The organism is Methyloversatilis sp. XJ19-13 (assembly GCF_024580155.1).
GTDB lineage: Bacteria > Pseudomonadota > Gammaproteobacteria > Burkholderiales > Rhodocyclaceae > Methyloversatilis.
In genome coordinates this window covers 1-16,499 of sequence record NZ_JANINH010000020.1, presented here as the reverse complement: position 1 = coordinate 16,499, position 16,499 = coordinate 1, and the positions used below count along the sequence as shown (strand labels likewise).

General features: G+C 61.3%; 13 protein-coding genes. 10 read left to right on the top strand and 3 right to left on the bottom strand.

Features of this window, described 5'->3' with window-relative positions:
• Nucleotides 1-72: 72 nt before the first annotated feature.
• Together NMQ14_RS17700 and NMQ14_RS17695 are read right to left on the bottom strand one after the other, a co-directional pair.
• Nucleotides 73-1,359 (bottom strand): helix-turn-helix transcriptional regulator, encoded by a 1,287-nt coding sequence (locus NMQ14_RS17700; RefSeq protein ID WP_257098199.1) that lies wholly within the window; start codon nt 1,357-1,359, stop codon nt 73-75.
• Between the two features lie 144 nt (nt 1,360-1,503).
• Nucleotides 1,504-2,745 carry a hypothetical protein gene (locus tag NMQ14_RS17695; RefSeq protein ID WP_257098198.1) on the bottom strand — a complete coding sequence of 414 codons (1,242 nt, stop codon included), beginning with the start codon at nt 2,743-2,745 and terminating at the stop codon, nt 1,504-1,506.
• A 385-nt stretch (nt 2,746-3,130) separates the two neighbouring features.
• On the opposite strand from NMQ14_RS17695, the gene NMQ14_RS17690 reads away from it, so the two are divergent.
• Together NMQ14_RS17690 and NMQ14_RS17685 are read left to right on the top strand one after the other, a co-directional pair.
• Complete coding sequence (locus NMQ14_RS17690) at nt 3,131-3,463, top strand: hypothetical protein (RefSeq protein ID WP_257098197.1); 333 nt, start codon at nt 3,131-3,133, stop codon at nt 3,461-3,463.
• Between the two features lie 203 nt (nt 3,464-3,666).
• On the top strand, nt 3,667-5,355 hold the full coding sequence (locus tag NMQ14_RS17685; RefSeq protein ID WP_257098196.1) for a vanadium-dependent haloperoxidase: 1,689 nt from the start codon (nt 3,667-3,669) through the stop codon (nt 5,353-5,355).
• 152 nt (nt 5,356-5,507) lie between these two features.
• Here NMQ14_RS17685 and NMQ14_RS17680 read toward each other — a convergent pair whose 3' ends face one another.
• Nucleotides 5,508-6,911 (bottom strand): DDE-type integrase/transposase/recombinase, encoded by a 1,404-nt coding sequence (locus tag NMQ14_RS17680; RefSeq protein WP_257098195.1) that lies wholly within the window; start codon nt 6,909-6,911, stop codon nt 5,508-5,510.
• 831 nt (nt 6,912-7,742) lie between these two features.
• Between NMQ14_RS17680 and NMQ14_RS17675 the strand changes: the two genes are divergently transcribed.
• From NMQ14_RS17675 to NMQ14_RS17640, 8 genes are all read left to right on the top strand, one after another.
• Nucleotides 7,743-7,901, top strand: a complete 159-nt coding sequence (locus NMQ14_RS17675; protein ID WP_257098194.1) for a hypothetical protein — start codon at nt 7,743-7,745, stop codon at nt 7,899-7,901.
• A gap of 16 nt (nt 7,902-7,917) precedes the next feature.
• The gene (locus NMQ14_RS17670; protein WP_257098193.1) at nt 7,918-9,135 is read left to right on the top strand and encodes a hypothetical protein; all 1,218 of its coding nucleotides are present in this window, start codon (nt 7,918-7,920) and stop codon (nt 9,133-9,135) included.
• A 17-nt stretch (nt 9,136-9,152) separates the two neighbouring features.
• Nucleotides 9,153-9,755 carry a hypothetical protein gene (locus tag NMQ14_RS17665; protein WP_257098192.1) on the top strand — a complete coding sequence of 201 codons (603 nt, stop codon included), beginning with the start codon at nt 9,153-9,155 and terminating at the stop codon, nt 9,753-9,755.
• 62 nt (nt 9,756-9,817) lie between these two features.
• Nucleotides 9,818-11,728, top strand: a complete 1,911-nt coding sequence (locus NMQ14_RS17660; RefSeq protein ID WP_257098191.1) for a LodA/GoxA family CTQ-dependent oxidase — start codon at nt 9,818-9,820, stop codon at nt 11,726-11,728.
• Between the two features lie 2 nt (nt 11,729-11,730).
• The gene (locus tag NMQ14_RS17655) at nt 11,731-12,831 is read left to right on the top strand and encodes an FAD-dependent monooxygenase (RefSeq protein WP_257098190.1); all 1,101 of its coding nucleotides are present in this window, start codon (nt 11,731-11,733) and stop codon (nt 12,829-12,831) included.
• Nucleotides 12,832-12,915: 84 nt separating this feature from the next.
• A complete protein-coding gene (locus NMQ14_RS17650) occupies nt 12,916-14,574 on the top strand; it encodes a hypothetical protein (protein ID WP_257098189.1) in 1,659 nt (552 codons plus the stop codon).
• Nucleotides 14,575-14,578: 4 nt separating this feature from the next.
• Entirely contained in the window at nt 14,579-15,682 is a 1,104-nt protein-coding gene (locus tag NMQ14_RS17645; protein ID WP_257098188.1) for a hypothetical protein, read from the top strand.
• A gap of 410 nt (nt 15,683-16,092) precedes the next feature.
• On the top strand, nt 16,093-16,499 hold a 407-nt coding region (locus tag NMQ14_RS17640; RefSeq protein WP_257098187.1), incomplete at its 3' end, for a transposase.

Sequence of the window (16,499 nt, the reverse complement as noted above, 5' to 3'; positions counted from 1 at the left end):
CGCTCAAGCGCGCAAGCCTGCGCGGCACAACCCGATTGACCCCGGCGATCCGGCAGCCATCAAGGTGACGGGTCACCTCCAGGCTTCAGGCGAAGTCATCCGGTGCGAACATTCCGGACGCGTGCGGCGAGGGTGGAGCAGGACGACGCGGCGAAAACGCCGCTGTTGCCGTACCGTCCTCGTCATCCCACCGCAGACCGAAAACATGAACGGGATGGATCGCATACGGTTGATCATCTCGACCAGCCGGATGCCGTTCGTCTTTGCCATCACGGACTGCACCAGGCGCCGTATCGTGCTGAGTGCCAAGCCATGCAGCTCGGCGATCAGCGCCACCGGCATGCCCTGTGCAATGCACATGGCCACCTTCGCTTCCGCTCTCGTCAGGTCGAAAGCGCTGGCCAGGATGCTCGAGTTTGTCTGAAGATCGCCTTTCAGTTCATGCGCCACCGCCAGCAGCACCGGACACGAAATGAAAGCCGACGTCTCTTTATCCTGCGGCAGCATCAGCATCATGCCCGCGACACGCAACCCTGCCGGACGCGCAATACCGACATGTTCGCTGGCCGCGAACTTGGGATGGGGTCCGGCCGACAATCGCGCAGCGTCCGCCTCGCGATAAAGCTTGTCGGCCAGTGCTCGCAAGGCCCGGTCGTCCTCTGGGTGTGCGAGCGCAACGCGACCTTCACGCTCTGATAACGCTGAACCAGACGACATCAGCGAGCGGGCAGGCTGGTTTGCAAAGAGCACCCTGCACTCGCCATCCAGCAAAACGATCGGCGAACCGCGGTGCTGCATCACGAGTTCAGCAGCCGCATGCTGGCGTCCGAGCCGCGCGTGCAACTGCGCAAACGCGTAGGCCTTTGCGATGTGAAAGGAAAGAAGGTCGCAGGCCAGGACGTCATCTCCTGCCAGCGGCCCCAGTTCTGCGCGCCGTGTGACCAACAGACTGACGGCGGTGTCACCGCTCGCGATCAGCTTGATGCCACTGACCCAGCGTCCTTCATCGGGCGGCAGAGATGCCTTGTAGAGGGGCTCGCTACGAACGACTGCATCGACGACCCGTTCAGGACAGTGAACCCAGCATCCCGGGCTCGTTTCGTGCAGACGCTTCAGCAGCGGATCACCCTGGCGGACTCGTCTATTGAACGCACGCCGCGCTCCGGGCGGCACGACGCCAACTTCGACATGGAACCGAAGCTCTCGCCGCGACACCTCGATCTCGCAGAGCGCAACCGTATGGCCCCGCACCACGCGCATCACGTCTGAAAGCGCGCGCGCCCAGGTCGCCTCGGCGCTGCCCGTCGCAGCGCGATAAAGCTGCTCGATGACCGCATGCAGTTCCGCTCCCTGCTCCATGACACCTCCCGACGCCCCATCACCTCGCACCCGCTCGCATCACCGCGCATACATCGACGCCGGCGCAGCCGGTGGCTGGCCTGCTTGGTGCCGCCACTATGGTCCGAGCTCAATTACCGATGCCGAACGCAAGCCCTGCTCTGCTCAGGCGCCTCCGCGGGGTGCGGTGCGCATACGCCGCGCGCCCGGGTTCGGGCCGAGCGCAACCGCACGTGCGTGCGCTGCGGCCTCGTTGGTCGGCCGGCGCGGGCGGTGTGCCGTCTCGCCGTCGCACCGCATGCCGAGGAACATCAAGGGCAATGAAAGCACACGGCTCACCACCTCGCTCTGACGAGTGCAGCCCATTTTCGCGAGCATGGACTTCACCTGGCTGCGCACCGTGCTCACCGCCTTGCAGCGCTGTTCAGCGATCTGTTCCACCGAAAGGCCCAGCGTAATCGCGATGGCGATCCGCGCCTCCGCCCGCGTAAGCCCGAAGGCGCTCGCCACGACCGCCGGATCGGGCGTCGACGCGCCCTGCAGCACATGCGCCACCGCGAGCAAGGAAGGCTTGAAACCGAACGCGCCTATCGTGCGCTCGGGCAGCAGCGAACTGAGCATCATGCCGAGCACGCGGCTCCGCTCGGGCTGCGCCACACCTTCGTGGCCGCTCACCGCCAGCGGCAGATAGGCACTGGCCGGAAAGCGATCGTCACCCGCCTTGCCGTACAGCGACTTCGCCACCGCGCGTAAGGCCCGGTCGTTGTCCGCATGCCGCAAGGCCAGACGGCCGTCCAGCGCGTACAGCGCGCCACCGCAAGACAAAAGCGAGCCCGCACTGCGGTTCGAAAATCTGATCTGGCATCCGCCATCGAGCAGGAACACCGGCACGCTGAGCTGATGCAGCGCTGCCGACACCACGCCGGGGCCATCGTCCGGCGGCACGCGCTGTTGATTGAGGCGATACGCCTTGGTGACATGCCAGGCAAGCCGCTCGCACAGCACGAACGCGTCGCCCACCAGCGGCCCCTGATCCAGCCGCCGTGTCACCGCGAAGATCACCGCCACATCCCCGTCTTGCATCAGCTTGATGCCGCTACTCCAGCGCCCGCCATAGGGCAGCAGGAACTCCTGGTAGAAGGGGTCGGCTGCGACGAACGCGTCGTCGAACACCTCATGACAATGCGCCCATCGCCCAGCTGCCATAGGCAGCAAACGCGCCAACCGCGGATCGATCAGGTGATAGCTGCGTGTGTAATCGAGCAACGCCTCCGGCGGCGCATCGCTCGCCTCGGCATGAAACAGCATCGCGCGCCGCGAAACGTCCATGGCCAGCAGCACCACCGCATGCGCTTTGAGTAAGCACTGCACTCCCGCCAGCGCCTGCGCCCAGCTCACGCCGGCCAAGCCGGCGCCTGCCTCATAAAGCTGCGCAACGACCTCGTCCAGCTCCGAGCCCTGTTCCATGACACCTCCGAACGACGCATCACCCACGCAAGGCCACGCCGCGTGGTGGCGGAGACGATGCTTACATGATGTTACATGCAGTCGCGGTATGCGCGTCTCATCCGGATGTGGGAGACGACGGGTTGCGAGGCGGGGTCAATCCGATATCCAGTGGATTACCCAATTTGGAGGATTAAGGCGTGTCGTTTGATCCCTAACATGACGATGAGTGTTCTTCCCCAGCCGTCTGCTGCGCGCTGCAGGGAATCACATTTACTTAGGGACGGCAGTTCTTGGCTGGCAGTCAAATCACGCAGGCGACGCGCTACGCGCTCAGGCAAAGGTCATGATGAACATAAATGAGTGGATGAATCTGCTGGGTCTGGGATTGATTTGTGGCGCCATAGGGCAGGCGGTGCGCGTGATTGCCGGAATGAAAAAACTCGGCGAAGAAGCCGGCAGCATCGAAAAGATGCGTGTTGCGTTCGTTCCGCAGCAGTTCGTCGTCAGCCTTCTGATCGGCGCTGCCGCCGGCGCATTGGCAGCAATAGGATTGAGTCCTCCCGGCGATGAGAGTGTCCCGGCCGAAGTCATAACGACGCTGATCGGTGCGGGCTATGCCGGCGCCGACTTCATCGAAGCATTCATGCGCAAGGCGCTGCCTAAAGGCACCAATTGATTTGCTTACTACCCACGGTCAAGTCCTCAGCTAGTCCGATGGCGCAACCATGACGAAAACGACCCCGAACGACGACGGGAAAGAGCGGGGTCTGACCCCATTTTTTCCCACTAAGAGTCGGCAAGCGACTTCCCCAGACGTATCGGACGGATAGTTTGACGTGAATGGGAAATCAATCCTCAACATGAGCCAGGAGAATAGCTATGGCAGTCTTTGCAGTCGATCCGAATCGCTTTCTTGGAGCAGGCAACGAAAGGGAAAACGCGGAGAAACATAGGCACTCGGTGTCATCTCAGGTGGTATCAACTGTTCGACCGTATCAACCGGACAACGGAGATTTCGCGCAGAATGACAAACGGGGAAGCTTCAGTAAGGGCTTGAAGCACGATGCTAAGACAGGGTTGGTCGATCCGGCCGCTTTTACGGCATTCGCGAATGCTCTCTCCAGTGATCGTCTGGCGGTGTTCGCTGCCATCGAGAACATCAGCGACACACATCGCGGTTGCGGCGCCGATACCCGCAAGTGGGTCAATCCGGCAGCGGGTCGAGCATTTGCAGTGGTCGGCGGAGATCCGCAGCAGTTCGCCATGCCGGCCGCGCCAAAATTCGGCAGCGACGAGCTGACGTTTGAGATGGCCGAAAACTACTGGATGGCGGCACTTCGCGACGTATCCTTCAATGAATACACGTCAAGTCCAATCGCACAGCAAGCGGCGCTCGAGCTCACCCAGCTAAGGAATGCTGCGGTCGCCGAGCGCGTGGACGTCACCCAACGTCCAGACCTGACCCCTGCTCAACGAAGTGAAGAACTGGCACCGACTGCAGCAGGACACATTACTCCAGAACTGCTGTTTCGCGGATTGACACCTGGCGATCGCGTTGGCCCGTACATATCGCAGTTCTTGATACATCCGGTGCCCTTCGGCGTGCAGGGGTTCCACCAGCGCAATAAGACTCTTCGAGCTGGTCAGGACTTCATGACCGTCTGGAACGAATGGCTCGCCGTCCAGAACGGAGGGAAGCGCGATTTCGTGCCTAGTCATTTCGACGATGAATTGCACTATTTGCGTAATGGCCGCGATCTGTCGCAATGGGTACACATCGATGTGCTGTTCCAAGGCTACTTCAATGCGTGCCTCATCCTTCTTGCGAGCACCGGAGCCGCCTCCTCAGTGGGGGGGGGCATTGGTTCCAAACCGTCCACGGTGAGCCCTTACGCCCCAGATGGGCTGAAGCAGGAGGGATTTGGAACTCTCGGTGCCCCGGGTCACATCGGCATGATGTGCGAAGTAGCGGCACTTGCACTCAAGGCCGTATGGTTCCAGAAATGGTTTGTCCACCTGCGTATGCGCCCCGAGGTTTACGCTGGACGTATCGATGTGGAGCGCCGTATGCCGGGCACTTTCAATCTACCCGCAAGCCTGATGAACTCGATCGCTGTGCAAGGAAACCTGTTGCGCTATGGCTCGGCCTTGCTGCCTATGGCGTTTCCAGAAGGTTCGCCTATGCACCCCGCCTACGGCGCGGGACACGCCACCGTGGCCGGCGCGTGTGTAACTATTTTGAAAGCGCTGTTCGATGTGAGTGGTGAACTTCCCAACCCGATAAACATCACGGTGGACAAGACCGGTCGCGAGACAGTCACGGCCTATGCCGGGTGCTCGCTGACGATCGAAGGTGAATTGAATAAGCTCGCGTCGAATATCGCTCTTGGGCGCAATATAGCTGGCGTCCATTGGCGATCCGACGGAACTTATTCGCTTCAACTCGGAGAGCAGGTGGCCATCGAGCTGCTTAAAGCCTATGCGCGCAGCTACGCAGAACTCTCACCCGGCGTTTTGGCCTTCCAATTCACCAAGTTTGATGGTTCTCAAGAGCAGATTTATTCCTAGTACCATAGTGTGGTTGCCGCAGGCATGCAGCCGACGCCGCAAAGCGGCACGGCTGCATGCTTGGCGTAAAAGCTGAAGTCGCATGGGGAAGCCTCAGTCTTCGTCCCGATACCCCGCTCTGTCGAGTGCAACCCAATTTGGCGAGCATGGACTTAACCTGGCTGCATACCGTACTCACTGCCTTGCAGCGGCGCTACGCGATCTGTTCCACCGACAAACCCAGCGCGAACGGGATGGCGATGCGCGCTTCCGTCCGCGTCAAGCCAAAAGCGCTCGCAACGACCGCCGGATCGGGCTCCGATATCCCGCGCTGTTCGTACGCGACCGCCAGCAAGGCCGGACTTCCGCCAAATGCGCCTATCGTGCACTCGGGCAAAAGCAAACTGATCATCATGCCGGCCACACGCCTTCGCGCCCGCTCGCCGCCAGCGACGATATCCACTTGCCGGAAAGCGGTCATCGCCCGCCTTGCCATGGAACAACTTCGCAAGCGCGCGAAACGCCTGGTCGTTGTCGGCGAGCAGCAGCGCAAGGCGGCTATCCAGTTCGTACAGCGCACCGCGGGCCGACATCACGGAACGCGCGTCGCGGTTCGAGAAGCGTATACGGCAGTCAGCGTCGAGCAGGAACACCGGCACGCCAATCTGATGAAGCACTGCCGACATGAGGCCCGCATCGTCGTCCGACAGCCGTCGCTGCCAGTTCAGGCGGAAGGCCTCTGAGAGGTTTGAAGACAGCCTCTCACACAGAAGGAGATCGTCGCCATCGAAAGGCCCACGATCCGGCCGCCGCGTCACCGCAAAAAACACCGCCACGCAGCTCTCTTCCTTCAGCTTGATGCAACTGCTCCAGCGCCCGCCATAGGGCAAAAGGAACTCCCGAAAGAACGGGGCGTTGGCGACAAACGCGTCGTCGAAAACCTCGTGACAATGCGCCCAGAGCCCGACCACCATGTGCAACACGCGCGCCAGCCGTGAATCGATCCGGTGATAGCTGCGCGTGTAATCGAGCGGCGCGTCGCCTGCATCGGCGATGCCCTTCTTGTGCGGGTCGCGCGGCGCGCAGGCGTCGATCCGGATGCCATAGCCGTCGGCATACTCGGTGTAGGCGAACTGCACCTGCGGGTCGTGCATGCACGCCCGGGTGATCGCGCACTTGGCGTTGTAGATGATGAGCCGCACGGGCACTGCGCCGAACCACTCGAAGGCGCGGCGATGGCAGCCCAGCCAGGTACGCACGCTCTGGTCCCAGACGAACGCCACGTACTGGCGAAGCGAGAAAAGGAGCGTCATCACGAACGCCCAGGTACGGCGCAGTTCCCCGGTCGCCCGATCGACGAGCTGGGGCCAGCGGCGAAGTCCACCTGTGAGGCCTCGCCACTGCGCGAAGGTGAGCCGCACCGTGGCCTCGGAGGGCTGCTCGCGGCCGATCTGCGCGATCAGCTGGCGCACGCGGAGTAGTGACCGGTAACCATGCTCACGCTTGAGCGTGGTGTGGATCACCACGCCGGAGACGCCCTGCCCGAACGCAGCGGCGCTCTCGGCGTCCTCGGGCAAGGGACGCTAAGGACCGAGCCAACCCTGGGCGCGCGCCAACTCGACGAATCGGGCCGCCTTGCGGCGTCCCATAAGTTTCGAACGCGCGATCTCGCGCTCGGAATCGCCTTGGTGCATGCGCATCAGGGCCTGGCGGTACTCGTACATCTAGCTGCTCCTGCATGCCACCGCCTACTTCCTGCCGAACAAAATGGCAGCAGCGTCACGATGGACCGCCCAAGGTCGAGGCGTCCGTCAAAGCGTAAGGGCTCCACTAAGCCGCTCCGGCTCTGGCCTCCATGTGCCGATCATCAATGGGCTCCAATCTGCCTGTCGGTGACAGCGCGAGGTCGATTGAAAGCAGCTCGACGGTATGCGCCTGAAGCACGCGCTGAAACCCTTTAAGAGCCCGCCCCCTGCTTGCGTCTCCAGTCCAGCCCCCGCCTCGCAAGAAACCCGCGCAACGACCTCGTACTGCTCCGTGCCCTGATCATGACACCTCCGAACGACCCATGACCCACGCGAGGCCTCGCCGCATGGTAGCGGGAACAATGGTTACATGATGTTCCATGCCGTCGAGGTATGTGCATCTCATCCAATTGGAGGGGGAGATAGTTCGTGGGGCACAGATCCGGTATGACGGTGGGTACTTACCCAATATGGGGGATGAATGAACTTGATGGTGCATCTAGATTGAATGCCTGTTGCAACTCAGAAGGCTGAGCTTCCTGCCATAAACCTTCGCGGGAAGCGTTCGTCAAGCTGCATACAGACCAGTGCCAGACATCCAACAACAAAACCACGAAATCTTCACGAATTGCTGACGGGGAACTTCATAGGAAAATTCTGGAAATGGGACTTCTGATAGATCTGTTCGCCATCAGCGCGCGCACGCTGGTCAAACAAGGCAGAAAAGTGGGGGACGAGTTCAATCTCAGCACCAAAAAAAAGCAACTGAATTTTAGAATGCAGGAGATCGTACTCAATTGGAAACAACTCCATTTCTACTAGTTAGCTGGGAGGTGTTATGGGTGTTCTCGGGCTCGACGCCACGGCAGGTCGGAGAAGCATATTCTCAGAAGCTTCCGGTGGTACCGTGCAGATCGCGGGGGTAGAAGTGGTTCAGGCCATCCAGAACCTAGCACATGATGTCCGTCTGATCGCGCAGAAGCGCACCGTGGTTCGCGTCTACGTCAAACCTGACGGCCTCTCGCGGAACATTCGCGTAAGAGCAGAGATCGCAGTCTCTTCAACGCGAGTTGGGCCTGAAAAATATATAGTTTCGCGCAACATCGTCTCGTTGCGATCCGCGGCTCATCCAGAACTGGAGGCGCAGCGCGTCAACTCCGATGAAAGCCTCAATATTGAGCTGCCGCCCCAACAGGTCGGAACGTTATATGTTCGGGTTAATCGGATCATCCCGGTTGCCATGGGGGACGACGTTCCGATCAGCAATCCTGACAATGAGGTCGAGGTGCATTTCGTGTCCGCACCGCCCTTTCGCATTCGAGTCGTGGGCCTGCGCTACATCGACAAGCGGCCGAATCCGCCAAGAAGTTTTGCCCCCGACGCGCTGCATTTCGATTTGCTACGTTCCTACCTGACGCGCGCTTACCCGATTTCCGCATTGGAATGGTCGCAGATCGTCGTGCCCATCGGCAGCAACGTAGAGCCGCCTTTCAGCGACGGCACGCAGAACGACCCGCTGTGGCAGACCCTGGCCGCGCGAGTGCTATTGCGGCTGCAGTTGATCCGGCAAGCCGATGTCAACGCGGGACGGGATCCGCGGACGCACTATTACGGGCTGATTGCCGACGACAGCGACTTTTTTCGGGGGCGCGCGACACAGGTGGCGGCTGCGCCGGACCCGACGACGGTGGCCATAGGGCCAGCGGGCCGCAGCAGGTTTTCTTGGGACGGCGATGGCTCTTATGCCGACTGGTACGGCGCGCATGAATTCGGCCACACGCTCGGCTGTCGCCATCCGGGTCATTGCAACCAGGACCGCGATCCGCTTTCGAGCTTTCCTTACCCCAACGGGCGGATTTCCGACGCTGCAGAGGGATGCGTCGGCTTCGACATCGGCGATTCTGACCTCGGGCTGCCGATGCGCGCTCTGCCGCATTCGGACAACAGCGATTTCATGACTTATTGCGAAAACCAGTGGGTTTCGCGCCACACCTACAACCAGATCTTTGATCGGCTGCATTTGGAGGACGTTCAGTTCGCACCGGCGGTCGGGTAGCAGCAGTGGGAGAAGCTATGAGCAAGAAATGGATTCAGGCCGTTGGGACCTTCAATCGGGCGGACAATTCTGGCCAGCTCGTCGCGGTGCAACCTGCCCTGGAGGTCAACGTGCCGACGGAACGTCGGGAAAGCGTCCTAAAAATATCGGTCGAAACCGAAGGTGGCCAGAGGCTAGCAGAGATCCCGGTAACGCCCGAATTCGGCAGTTGTGACGACGTGGTAGATGAAGGCACCTTCCAGGCCTTCTTTGAACTGCCTGAAGGCGCCAAGGTGCTGCGCCTCATGCATGCTGATCGGGAACTTGCGTCCTTTTCCACGCCGCCTCCCCGCCCACCGGCGGAAGCGGCCGAGGCGTTTGGGATTGGGCCACGGAGCGGCCATTCGGTGCCTTTGATGCAGGCCGGTCCTGTCGATCCAAACGCGACCTACACGCTGCAGGCGCGCGAAAAGGGAAGTTCGCTCTGGCAGACGCTTGACGTTGGCCTTGATCGTCCGGACGCCGGGAAAGTGGACATTAATCAGTTTCCGGATGCTGCTGCGATCGAGGTCAGGGTGTTGAAGTCTTCCGGCTTCGAAACCAATGAGGTCAACAGCACCGAAATCGATTTAAGTGAATGAAACTGGGCGCCGCCGAGCCCGATGGTCTTCTGAACTACTCCAACAGTGAGAAAGATAGATAGATGCATGCCGAGGATATTCAATCGCTTTCGATACATCCGTCTATTGGAATCGCCCGTATCGGTAACGCACCCGATGCGTGGTTTCTCGCTGCGGAAGTGCGCGGTGGAGTGCCGGAAGACCCGGACGGTTATCGCATTAGCGGCGGCATGATCAAGCGGCAGGTGCCCCGTTTTCGGGTCTATGCATCGCTCAAATCCGGTGAAGTACGCGAAGTAACGGCGGCTGAAGGCAGGCTGACATGGCGGGTCCAGGTCGCCAATCTCAAGGCCGGCTGGTACCAGTTTCATTTTGCGATGGACTTGGATACTTCCTACGTGGACGAGCCACAAAAACGCAATATGGCCTGGGCCGGCCAAGCGCGCGACAGTCTTAACATTCGGCCCGCCACGCGCGAAATTTCGGGCCCGAATCAGCACGGGGCTCAGTATCGCTTCGACGACGGAACCTTTTTTGGAAAACGTGTTTACCTTGGCGAATTGCAGACGGACGAGGCCGGACGATTGCTGTTTCTTGGCGGCGTTGGTGTGTCGGAGCCCCGATTGCACGGCGCACGGCCCACGACCTTTGCCAACAACGACGGGTGGCACGACGACACTTGTGACGGGCCGGTACGCGCCCGTTTTGAAATTGACGGTCAGTTTTTTGAGGCGAAGCCGGCGCATGTGGTGGTAGCACCGCCGAATTTCGGGCCGGGGCTGTTCGGTGTTGTCACCATGGATGACGTTGTGCGCGATCTTTACATTCGTCAGGGGTGGATAGACAAACCGACAAGCACCTCCTTTTCTGAGGACATCTGGCCCATCTTCGACCGGATGAGCGCCCATCAATGGGTCAATGATGGCGTCTTGCTCTTGGCCGGGCAGGGCACGCCGCTGGACGCGCGGGACCCGGCGGTCATTACGCGGTTGGCCAACACATCTTCTCAGGTCGCAGCCTTTCGCGAGGCCGTACTTGCGCTCTTCCGCCCGCAGCCGCCGCAGGATCAATCGGCAGGGCTGCCGCCTTTCTACGGCGATACCTTCGGTGACAGCGTCGATGCGGCGCTGGAGTACCTGCCAGTCACAGAAACGCAATACGCCCATCTCAGGAGATGGGCGGAAGGAAGATTTGCCTCGGACTGGACAGGGATTCCACAACTACCGGTCTTCGACGCCCTGACGCCCGAACAGCAAATCGAAGAGTTGGACCGGGCAAGCATGCACGAGTGCCTCGGCGGCCCCTTCCATCCGGGTATTGAGCTCACATGGCCCTTCCGGCTGGCGACCATGTGGGAGGCGCCCTATCGCCTGCGCACGCTGCCTGAAGGTGAGCCGGTCAGGCAGGACTACGGTCCGGTTCTGACCAAGGAAGTGGCACTGGCACACGACGGGCCGCATGGCGCCTCGGGCCCTGGGTCGCTGACGCGTTGGCTTGGCGTGCCATGGCAGACGGATGAGGCCTCCTGCAATTCAGCCGACCTCTACACACCAAGCCTCTATCTTTCGTCGCCCAGCTTTTGGGGCGCACGGGTCCCGAACCAGGTAATGCCCGCCGAAGCGCTCGAGCTCGCGATCCTGCCCGGCCAGCCGGAATTGCAGCGGCAGCGTCATTTCTCCAACCGCCGCCTCTGGCTGCGCGACATTCAGGGGCGTGGCTATCTTGAACGCATCGACAGCATGGTGTCGCAATGGTGGCGGCTTGGGATGGTCGAGGCGAAGTCGCCGCCGCCGGGAATCGGCCTGCCTGACCCGTGTTTCGTCGAGACCGGCCGCTGGCCAAGGTTCTCGCAGGGCGACTTCACGCTGAAGCTGGCGCGCGATGTGACAGCGCTCTATCAGCACGAACCACCCGCGCCAGTCGCTGGGCCGACGCGGGCATCGGTAGCAGAGCCCGAACCAACATTCAAGCGCTTCAACCGCGGGGAGATTTGAAGGTGCATCCGCGTTTCGATGTGTTGATCGCGGGGGGCGGACCGGCCGGTCTGGCCGCTGCGATTGCCTTGCTAGAACGCGGGTCGAGCGTGGCCGTTCTGACGCCACCTGCCACTCAACAGACACCGCGCTCCGAGATGCTGCCGCCCGCCGCAGAGTCAATCATCGCGCGGCTGGGCATTGGGGATCTCCTGGACTCGGCGGTGCCGCTGCACCCTGCACTGAGCCTGTGGTCGACGGCCCGGCCCGAAGTTCTAGGCCATGTCTCGATGCTGAACCGCCCGGCGATCAGCATAGATAGGCAAACGCTTGTAGGCCTTTTGCAGGCGCGCGTCGAAACTTTGGGCGGCCGTTTTCACGCATCGCGGCTCCGTGCGATCACCGGTGTGCCGAGCGACTGGCGGATAACGGCGGGGCCGGGACAAGAGTTGCACGCCCGTTTTGTCGTGGATGCAACGGGCCGGCCTGCGCATCTGGCGCGCCGGCTCGGGGCGCGCCTCCGTCTTGGTGCGCCGCTTGTGGCGCGAACCTGTTTTCTGCCCAAAGGAGTCCTTTCACGGCTAGTGATCGAAGCGACCCCAAATGGTTGGTGGTACGCGCTACCGATGCGGCATGGCGGAACGATGGGCTTTCTGAGCGACCCCAGCACGGCAGTGGAATGGCCCGTCTATTTGCCAAGGCCGAACGGTTTTTCTGAAAAGGCCGAGACTTGGGATGCCAGAAATGCCCGTCTCTCTCCCTGCGCCGGGCAAGGCTGGCTTTCCGCTGGAGATGCAGCAGCGAGCTTTGACCCGATTGCCTCGCAAGGCCTCTTCAACGCACTTTCTGGCGGGTTCTTTGCCGGAAACGCGGCGGCGGAGGCACTTGCGGGCAACTATGAGGCGCTCGATATCTATGCCGAATTAGTGGCGCGCACGGCGGAACGGACGCACCGCGCGATGCCGCGCCATTATGCGAATGCCGTGGGACACTCACGGTTTTGGCACAGCCGGAGAGTGCAGGACCTCAGCGAGACAGAGTTTCGGTCGACATCGCCACAGCACAACCCCAAGCACTACCCAACTGCATTCCCCACAATCTCGATTGATCATGGAAGCTCTTGATATGACGAGAATCAGTGGAGCCCCAAGTGGCCTCCTGAGCGGCGCTGTTCGACCCGCGCGCTCTCGCCGAAGCTGGAGTAGGTCATGACGCGAACGCCTTTCGACAAGCGCAGCCTGGCCGGACTGACTAGAAACCCTGTGAACGCCGCCGCGCCATCTGCAGGGGTCGCCCCAGCCGCGGTGCCGCCGGTGCTGCGGATGGTAGTCGGCCTCGACGCCGCCCCGGTGCCGCTGACAGCCCCAGACCTCGCGGCCTTGAGCGATCCCTTTGCCTTGTTGATCCTGCGCCGGGACGAACGCCCGATGACAGTCGATGCTTTGCTAGAAAGGCTCGACATCCTGTCGGCGGCGGCGGCGCTGGCCGATGCCGCCGTGCCGGAAGAGCAGGTGTTTCTGGTGGGCGAGGGCGGGCAGATCCCCTTCACACCGGTCACTGCATCGTTGAATCGAGAGCTGCGCTTTGTCGTCGCGCGAACCGGAGCGAGCGGCCGTCTCATACTTTTGAGCGTCGATGATCGCCCATCCGCTAATACCGGTTTGCTGCAGGTGTTGTCTTGGGACCCCAGCAAGGGTGCCTACAATTTCTACCAGCGCCGGGACGATGTCTGGTTTTATTCCGGCGACGGCACACATGCGCTGGAGCCACCGACCCGGGGCCGCGGGCCCTTTGACGGTCACGTGAACGGCTCGCTGGTCATGAAAGAGTTGCGCGCACCTTGGCTGCATTGGAACAGCCAGTCCGTTTTAATCCCGCCTGAGGCCTTTGCGCCCGGCCATCCCATCCTCGGGCATCGGCTGATGACCCATTCGCAGGGGGCGGAGATTCTTGAGCGCGACATCGTCCAGCCTGGTATCGACCGTTGGACCGAAGCGCGTTTTGACCGCTCCATTCAGGCCGGGACGCTGAGCGCTGCGGACACTTTCTTGCGGCAACTGGTTCAGACAACGTCAGTGAATCTAGTCGCCTCAGATCGTGAATTTCGCGAGTTAGCAGCCGGAGTCAAGGTCAACGTTCCGCCCGAAATCCTGCTCAACGTCGAGGCTTGGAGCCGGCTGCTCGACCCGCAAACTATCCGCGGGCGCATTCAGGTGGACGGTGGACACCTGTTGCAGGCCATCGATGATCTGGGCATCGCGCTGGAAGATCCAGCAGCGGACTTTCGCCAGATAGGCGAGGCCTTCTTTGTGCTCGCCTGTCCTTCGCCCGCCTTCGAGGATCTCAGCATCATTTTTGCGCTTATCGACCGGGGAGTTTTGAGCTTAGGGCTGGTACGGGCGATCCTCGCCGTAGATTTCAGCAATCCGATCCAATCCTCGCGTCGGGCGGGTTTACAGCGGCACATGCCAAAGTCCGGTGCCCTAGGAACCGGAGCGGCGTCTTGCGAGGCCCTGATCCTAGACGCTTTCGCGGCCGAGGCCGTCGCCCGGCCGGATTCGGATGAGGCTCAGGTTCTGGATTGGATTGCGACGGGCGACGATGCGGCTCAGCGCGCGCGGATCGGCGCACAGATCGCCGCATACTACGAGGCCGCCAAACGGCGTTTACAGACTGAACAAGGGGTTCGCGACCTGATGCGGCTGGTGGTTTCGCGACGCCGGTATTTCCGCACACTCGGCGTTTCGGAATTCGCGCTGACGCTGCCCGTTGATTCGCTCCTGCCGGACGCTGCGCCAGTGATGATGGCACCCGACGCAACTATTTTCGAAGTACCTGACCTGATCGCATCACGGATTGGAGGATGACCCGATGGTATTCAAGTTTACCGCCCCCGGCAGTCTGACTGAAATGAACGCCGATGCCGCTGCGGATTGGCACACGGAGGTCAATGGCTATTTCAAAGGTTCGCGCAATCCGCCGGAGACCACCTTCGCGGGATCCCGCAACCAGTTCTTCAATCCGGCGGATGGAATCGAGGCCGACGCGGTCGAAAAGGAAATCGGCTGGACAGCTTTTCCGCGCCCGCTGACCATTTCCTCTGCGACCGATGATGAGCGCTGGAACTTGGCGGAGGAGAGCCGGTTCGAACAGGTCGAGTACTGCGAATGGAGCACCACCCGCGACGCAAACGGCAAAGTTCTAAAAATCACATTCACCTGCGAGGACCGAAATTACTTCTGCGCTCTGTTCCGGCGGCAGCCTGAAGTGGTGCTTGCGCTTTACCGCGAGCACGTGTCGCCGGATGTCCAGATGTCCGACCTCGTGGACGGATTGGGCAACTACAAGCCGGTGAACCGCTGGAACGCGAACAGTTCGGACGGCGCCATGCACATGATCGGTGGACCGAACACGATCGGCGCGGCGGTAGAACTCGTGGCCGGAGCCTGCGTAGTTCGCAGCAATCCGGACGGCACACTGAAGACTGGCGCGCGTGAACTGATTATTTGCGGTAACTACGGCGCGCGAGAACGGCACAGCGATCCGACCATCGGCGCCGAGGTCAACAAACTGGCCCGCGCCGGGCACTTCGTTGCTCTGGCCAATCCGCCGCAACTCGCCTTTGAGTCGATATCTTTCGCCGGCTGGGACGTGCCGGATGGTGTCGCGCCCGAAGACTGCTGGACCTACACGCGCGGGTCCGGAGGCCGCGCGGTACGTGGTGTGCTGGAGGCACCGGAGGGCGCGTCCTTTGTCGTGGGCGATATCGAGATCAACGGCAAGGCAATCCGCTTCGGAGGGCAGGTGGCAGACGGCATACGGATCAAGGTCACAGGCCTTGCTCACATGCTCGGGCAGGCGACTATAGAAGCAGAGATCGGCTGTATCGGGGATCCCGTTGTTAGCGGCACCGGTGGCGCGACCCCAGCGCCAGCGCCCGAAGGTAGGCCGTTGAACCGCTTTCGCCGCATCTGATTACGCATCCGTGCCGTTCGCTCCAACCGGCATTCTCAGGGCACCAGCCTGACGCCGGAGGTACGTATGCTGACATCCATCGCGATCTATCCACCACTTGCTTTTGCCCGCATCGGCTCGTCAGAGACACTTTGCATGGCCTACTCGTAGCGTTCGGCAAAATTGTCGCCGGAGCAGCCGGCTGCGACCACACTCCAGCCCGAGGAGACGCTGACCTTGGCCACGGATGGCACTGTCACTTCGTCGGTGCTGAACGAGATCGTGCTGAAGGATAAGGGGGGCGGATTTCGCCCGGTCTGCCCATTTTTCGAGCTTTAGCAGGCTGGTGAGAAACCCCGGCTCTGTTTCCGGGTGCGGGTTTTGAGGCAGACTTCCACCTCGAATCGTTCTTCTACTTTTCCAGATTTTCCATGCGCGGCCAAGAGAATCCCCAGACGTCGATGTTCAGCTACGTGAGTCTTGAGCAACGTGTTCCGAAGGACCATCCGCTGCGTACCCTGCGTGCGCTGGTCGACGGCATCCTCGCGAACATGAGTACGTTGTTCGACGAACGCTATTCGCATACCGGCCGCCCGTCTATCCCACCCGAGCAGTTGCTGCGCGCTCTGCTCCTGCAGATCCTTTTCACCATTCGCAGCGAGCGCCAGCTCGTCGAGCAACTCGACTTCAACCTGCTGTTCCGCTGGTTCGTCGGCCTGGGCATGGACGATGTGGGTAAGCGTCCGACCGCCACCGTCTTCCCTTCCCTGATCCAGCGCGTAATCATCGCCCGCACTCGGGCACCTCAATGTTGTGTCCATAAAGGAGATCATGGACA